6 protein-coding genes are annotated in these 6,275 nt (G+C 44.5%); 4 read left to right on the top strand and 2 right to left on the bottom strand.

From position 1 onward, the window contains the following. Nucleotides 1-241: 241 nt before the first annotated feature. From epd to mscS, 4 genes are all read left to right on the top strand, one after another. Entirely contained in the window at nt 242-1,276 is a 1,035-nt protein-coding gene (gene epd / locus TW84_RS22450; RefSeq protein WP_045977832.1) for an erythrose-4-phosphate dehydrogenase, read from the top strand. A gap of 178 nt (nt 1,277-1,454) precedes the next feature. Next, the gene (locus TW84_RS22445) at nt 1,455-2,615 is read left to right on the top strand and encodes a phosphoglycerate kinase (protein WP_045977831.1); all 1,161 of its coding nucleotides are present in this window, start codon (nt 1,455-1,457) and stop codon (nt 2,613-2,615) included. Nucleotides 2,616-2,770: 155 nt separating this feature from the next. Continuing rightward, the gene (gene fbaA / locus TW84_RS22440) at nt 2,771-3,847 is read left to right on the top strand and encodes a class II fructose-bisphosphate aldolase (protein ID WP_006958234.1); all 1,077 of its coding nucleotides are present in this window, start codon (nt 2,771-2,773) and stop codon (nt 3,845-3,847) included. A gap of 341 nt (nt 3,848-4,188) precedes the next feature. Then, nucleotides 4,189-5,055: a small-conductance mechanosensitive channel MscS gene (gene mscS, locus TW84_RS22435; protein WP_045977830.1), complete on the top strand. Its 867-nt coding sequence runs from the start codon at nt 4,189-4,191 to the stop codon at nt 5,053-5,055. 29 nt (nt 5,056-5,084) lie between these two features. Here the strand turns inward: mscS and TW84_RS22430 are convergent, their stop codons facing one another. After that, a complete protein-coding gene (locus TW84_RS22430) occupies nt 5,085-5,567 on the bottom strand; it encodes a YbaK/EbsC family protein (protein ID WP_045977829.1) in 483 nt (160 codons plus the stop codon). Nucleotides 5,568-5,571: 4 nt separating this feature from the next. Further along, nucleotides 5,572-6,201 (bottom strand): LysE/ArgO family amino acid transporter, encoded by a 630-nt coding sequence (locus tag TW84_RS22425; protein WP_045977828.1) that lies wholly within the window; start codon nt 6,199-6,201, stop codon nt 5,572-5,574. Between the last annotated feature and the right edge of the window lie 74 nt (nt 6,202-6,275).

Below are 6,275 nucleotides of genomic sequence, written 5' to 3'. Positions count from 1 at the left end.
ATCGGTATGACCACCTTCGGGGAATCTGCACCAGCAGGTGAGCTGTTCAAGATGTTCGGCTTCACGACTGAAAACGTTGTGGATACAGCGAAAGAGCTTTTAGCTTAATTATTAATTGCTTTGAAAGCCGGGTCCTCGTGACTCGGCTTTTTTGTTTTTGCCCGATACGAGGAACTAGATGCGATTTATAACTCTATCAGGTAGTATTTGTGACACGAAAAAGATGTAGAGCGATGGAATCATGCTAAAAGTTGCGATCAACGGATTTGGGCGTATTGGACGTAATGTTTTGCGGGCAGTCTATGAAAGTGGCAAAAGCCAAGATATCAAAGTGGTAGCCGTTAATGAGCTAGCGCAGCCCGATGCGATGGCACACTTGCTTCAATATGATACTAGCCACGGTCGATTTGGTAAGAAGATTACTAACGATCAGGAGCATATTTACGTTCATCATGAGAGCGGAGAGTTTGATTCCATCCGTATTCTTCATCTGGCAGAAATCGATCTTCTACCGTGGAGAGATCTGGAAGTGGATTTAGTGTTGGATTGCACCGGTGTGTTTGGCTCTCAAGCTGATGGTCAAGAGCATATCAAAGCGGGGGCGAAGAAAGTCTTGTTTTCTCACCCAGGTGCCAGCGATCTCGACAATACCATTATCTATGGCGTTAACCACGATACGCTAACAGCTGATCACAATGTGGTATCTAATGGTTCGTGTACGACCAATTGTATTGTACCGATTATCAAAGCCCTTGATGAAGCTTTTGGAATCGATTCAGGTACTATCACTACTATCCACTCCTCGATGAATGATCAGCAGGTCATCGACGCCTACCATTCTGATCTCAGACGGACTCGTGCAGCCAGCCAATCGATCATACCTGTAGACACCAAGTTGCATAAAGGTATTGAAAGAATCTTCCCGAAATTTTCTAACAAATTTGAAGCAATTTCAGTACGAGTACCGACTGTAAACGTCACAGCCATGGATTTGAGCGTCACAATTAATACAAACGTGAAAGTTAATGACGTAAATCAAACCATTGTTAAGGCTTCTCAGTGTACATTACAGGGCATTGTTGACTATACTGAAGCTCCGCTCGTTTCCATCGATTTTAACCATGATCCCCATAGCGCGATCGTCGATGGTACTCAAACCCGTGTCAGTAATGGCCATTTGGTTAAGATGTTGGTTTGGTGTGATAACGAATGGGGATTTGCGAATCGTATGTTAGATACGGCACTCGCAATGCAAGCCGCTCCCCGTCAAATTTGACGCTTCGATGCTACTTTTTAGGGGAACGCAGATTAGAGGCGATGGAGAAATGTTTATTTCTAGCCTTGAAATAAATAATGATACACTCCATATCTAAATCAGTTTGAAGAATTATTGGGCTTGGCAGGGTCGCCGGGTCTTAAAAACTTTACTTTTTGAATATTTGAGAGGACACATCATGTCTGTAATCAAGATGACTGACCTGGATCTAGCAGGTAAACGTGTATTTATCCGTGCGGATCTAAACGTACCTGTAAAAGAAGGCAAAGTAACTTCTGATGCACGTATCCTAGCATCTCTACCAACAATCAAGCACTGTTTAGAAGCTGGTGCTAAAGTTATGGTTACTTCTCACCTAGGTCGTCCTACTGAAGGTGAATACGCAGAAGAGTTCTCTCTACAACCAGTAGTTAACTACCTAAACGACGCTCTAGATTGCGATGTTAAACTCGCTAAAGATTACCTAGATGGCCTAGAGCTAAACACAGGTGAGCTAGTCGTTCTTGAGAACGTTCGCTTTAACAAAGGCGAAAAGAAGAACGAAGAAGAGCTATCTAAGAAATACGCAGCGCTTTGTGACATTTTTGTAATGGATGCATTCGGTACGGCTCACCGTGCACAAGCGTCTACTCACGGTGTTGGTATGAACGCGCCTGTAGCGTGTGCTGGTCCTCTACTAGCGGCTGAACTTGAAGCACTTGGCAAAGCAATGGACAACCCAGAGCGCCCACTCGTTGCTATCGTTGGTGGTTCTAAAGTTTCTACTAAGCTAACGGTTCTAGAGTCTCTATCTAAAGTTGCTGACCAACTTGTTGTTGGTGGTGGCATCGCGAACACATTTATCGCTGCAGATGGCCACAACGTAGGTAAGTCTCTATACGAAGCAGACCTAGTTGAAACGGCTCAAAAGTTAATGAAAGAGTGTTCTATCCCCGTTGCGACTGACGTTGCATGCGCGAAAGCATTCGATGAAAACGCAGAAGCTGAAATCAAGCACGTTTCAGAAGTGGCTGACGACGACATGATCTTCGACCTTGGTCCAGAATCAACAGCGACTTTAGCTGAAATCATCGGCAACGCGAAAACTATCCTATGGAACGGCCCTGTAGGTGTATTTGAATTCAAGAACTTCGAAGCGGGTACAAAAGGTATCTCTGAAGCAATCGCTCAGTCTGCAGGTTTCTCTGTCGCAGGTGGCGGTGACACGCTAGCAGCTATCGACAAGTTCGGTATTAAAGCTGACGTTTCTTACATCTCTACGGGTGGCGGTGCATTCCTTGAATTCGTGGAAGGCAAAGTATTACCAGCAGTTGCGATGCTTGAAGAGCGCGCTAAGTAATTAAACGAAAGCGGGGGAGTGACTCTCCCGCTTTCTGGTTTGCTGCAAGTCTCATTGTTCTTTGCTAGAATGACGCACGTTGTGAGCAAACGTTTGCAAGAATTTAAACTTAACAAGTTTTATTTTTAAAACGACAGATAAATAGGATTACATCCATGTCTAAGATCTTCGATTTCGTAAAACCAGGTGTTATCTCTGGTGATGACGTACAGAAAGTTTTTGAAGTAGCAAAAGAGAACAACTTTGCTCTTCCGGCAGTAAACGTTGTAGGTACTGACTCAGTAAACGCAGTACTTGAAGCAGCAGCTAAAGTTAAAGCTCCGGTTGTTGTTCAGTTCTCTAACGGTGGTGCAGCTTTCTTCGCTGGTAAAGGCATTAAACTTGAAGGCCAAGGTGCGCAAATCCTTGGTGCTGTAGCAGGTGCTAAATACGTTCACGCAGTTGCTGAATCTTACGGTGTTCCAGTAATCCTACACACTGACCACGCAGCTAAGAAATTACTACCATGGATCGACGGTCTTCTAGACGCTGGTGAAGAATTCTTCGCACAAACTGGTAAGCCGCTATTCTCTTCTCACATGATTGACCTTTCTGAAGAGTCTCTAGAAGAGAACATCGAAATCTGTGCTAAGTACCTAGAGCGTATGGCTAAGATGGACATGACTCTAGAAATCGAACTAGGTTGTACTGGTGGTGAAGAAGATGGCGTTGATAACTCTGACATGGACGCTTCTGAGCTTTACACTTCACCTGAAGATGTGGCTTACGCATACGAGAAACTAAACGCTGTTTCACACCGTTTCACTATCGCAGCTTCTTTCGGTAACGTACACGGTGTATACAAGCCAGGTAACGTAGTTCTAACTCCAACAATCCTACGTGATTCTCAAGCATACTGTGCTGAGAAGTTCGGTATCGCACCTAACGCTCTAAACTTCGTCTTCCACGGTGGTTCAGGCTCTACTGAAGCTGAAATCCAAGAATCTATCGGTTACGGTGTTATCAAGATGAACATCGATACTGATACTCAGTGGGCAACTTGGGATGGTATCCGTAAGTATGAAGCTGAAAACCGTGATTACCTACAAGGCCAAATCGGCAACCCAACCGGTGAAGATGCGCCAAACAAGAAGTACTACGACCCACGTGTATGGCTACGCGCAGGCCAGTCTTCAATGGTAACTCGCCTAGAAAAAGCGTTCGCTGACCTAAACGCAGTAGACGTACTATAATTCTCCGGAATTCAGTACTCTGTGAAGTTTGCAAAACCCGCTCAATGAGCGGGTTTTTTTGTGTTTAGTGTATTTGTTTTATGAATGGGCTATTCCTCACTTAAAAGAGTGGCGAAACTGAAAACCATTGCGTAATCTGTAACGAGCCGATATCAGTTTTTTCTGATAACTCTTTGTTTTTGCTTTCTTTGCATAAACGTCACTTTATGAACCGTCAAAATTGATATATCGTGCCAAAAATCTGACACAGTTTCAGGTTAGCTATGAAGACGACTTCGTCTATCAATCATAAAAAGTCGTGTAACTCATAAGATCGACACACATTTTAGAGGGTATACATTATGGCAGGAAATTCGGTGGAGATTGAAACTCCATTAGTGGATGGCTTAGCGCAGGCTGAATCTTGGATTAGCAATAATTCTGACCTGTTGATCCAGTATGGTGTGAATGTTCTTTCAGCCATTCTGATTCTATTCATCGGTAACATTTTTGTTAAGATAGTGGCGAACAGTGTCGCTAAGATGCTGAAAAAGAAAAAGATGGATAAAGCGGTTATTGAGTTTGTCCATGGTTTGGTACGTTACTTATTATTTGTGATTGTACTGATTGCGGCTTTGAGTCGTATCGGGGTCCAAACCGCCTCTGTAGTAGCTGTTATCGGTGCGGCAGGCTTAGCGGTAGGTTTAGCGCTGCAAGGGTCGCTGTCAAACTTTGCAGCAGGTGTACTGATTGTTGCTTTCCGCCCATTTAAATCTGGCGATTACGTCGAAATTGCTGGCGTAGCAGGCAGTGTTGAGTCCATCCAAATCTTTCAAACGGTTCTGACGACTCCGGATAACAAGATGGTTGTCGTGCCAAACGGTAGTGTTATCGGCGGCCCTATCACGAATTACTCGCGTCATGAAACTCGTCGCATCGATTTGATTATAGGTGTGTCTTATAGTGCGGATCTGCAGAAAACCAAAGCGCTTTTAACCAAGATCTGTGAATCTGACGAGCGTATCCTTAAAGATCCTGCTGTTCTGGTTGGCGTACATACGTTGGCGGATTCTTCAGTGAACTTTGTGGTTCGACCATGGGTTAAGACGTCTGATTACTGGGGAGTGTATTTCGATCTAATGCAAGCGATTAAAGAAGGCTTAGATCATGAAGGCATTGAAATTCCGTTCCCGCAAATGGATGTTCACCTCAACAAAGTTGAATCCTGATTGGAAAAGCGAGGCCTAGCCTCGCTTTTTTATATCTCAATGACTGAGTTGGGGATAGCTTGCAATAGTTTCGGCAAGGAAGTGCCAGCAATGCCTATGGTCAGTTCAGGGTGACCGGGTGTGTAGAGGATTTCCGGGTGTTGGTATAAGGCACGTTCTACGACAATCTCAACATGTTCAGGCATACCGAAAGGGCAAACAGCGCCGGGAAGACAGCCTAACAGCGCTATCATTTCTTCATCGCTGCAAATGGAAGGTCGCCTCCCTAAGACTTGCTTGATAGCTTTACTATCAAGGCGTGCATCCTTGTGGGTCAGATACAGCGCATGCCCGCCCCCTTTCAATTTCAGAAATAGACTCTTGCTATGGGTACCTGTCCAACCAAGTTGCTCTGCGACACGCACATCAGTGGCGAAATCAAGAATAGGTTCATGACGCCATTCTTTAAAGCTCACTTCAAGCTGCTGAAGAAGAGCTACATTGTACTGATAGATTTGATCTAATCGTTCCATGTAATTATCCGTATTTATTGGCAAGTTCGTTAATTAGCATCAAGGCAATCGTGAACATCATTACGGCGACCACAATATCAATCCCTTGTTTTACTCTTGGTCTTGATAGGGTGGGGCCAAGCTTCGCAGCACCGATCGACAAGGTGTAGAACCAAACAAAAGAGGCCATGATCGTACCGAATGCAAACGAAATTCGATCTTGTCCTTCAAATTGTCCACCAATTGAGCCAAGGATCACCACAGTATCAAGGTACAGGTGAGGGTTAAGCACAGTGACTGCCAGTGCCCCGAGAATCACAGCTCGACGACCACGTTCTACGACTTGATGCTTGGACTCGGACGTTCTATTCGTGTACATGGCGCTTTTGAGTGACAGTAAGCCATAGAAGGTCAGAAAGGCAATACCGCCTAAGGTGACGACCGTGAGCAGGGTTTCATTTTGTGACAGGACTGCACCACCGCCAAATATGCCTAGCGAGATGAAGATAACATCGAGAACGCTACAAATAGTAGCGGTCGTCAAGTGATGGTTTCTCTTAATACCTTGGTTGAGAACATAGGCATTTTGCGCACCAATCGGAATGATCATGCTGGCACCCAGCCCAAAGCCTTGTAATAACACCCATAGATTCACGTTTATCTCTCCAGTGAATTGCGAATATGAGTGTTGAGAATAGAGTCAGTATCTTGATAAGTATAATTAATGAT

The organism is Vibrio neptunius, assembly GCF_000967495.1.
GTDB classification, from domain to species: Bacteria; Pseudomonadota; Gammaproteobacteria; order Enterobacterales; family Vibrionaceae; genus Vibrio; species Vibrio neptunius.
The sequence above is the reverse complement of the archived record's forward strand: the minus strand, read 5'-3'. Positions and strand labels throughout refer to the sequence as shown.

What these genes read in the sequence shown, in the direction of transcription:
- epd (WP_045977832.1), top strand. Translation starts at nt 242, where the DNA reads ATGCTAAAAGTTGCGATCAACGGATTTGGGCGTATTGGACGTAATGTT.
- TW84_RS22445 (WP_045977831.1), top strand. Translation starts at nt 1,455, where the DNA reads ATGTCTGTAATCAAGATGACTGACCTGGATCTAGCAGGTAAACGTGTA.
- fbaA (WP_006958234.1), top strand. Translation starts at nt 2,771, where the DNA reads ATGTCTAAGATCTTCGATTTCGTAAAACCAGGTGTTATCTCTGGTGAT.
- mscS (WP_045977830.1), top strand. Translation starts at nt 4,189, where the DNA reads ATGGCAGGAAATTCGGTGGAGATTGAAACTCCATTAGTGGATGGCTTA.
- TW84_RS22430 (WP_045977829.1), bottom strand. Translation starts at nt 5,567, where the DNA reads ATGGAACGATTAGATCAAATCTATCAGTACAATGTAGCTCTTCTTCAG.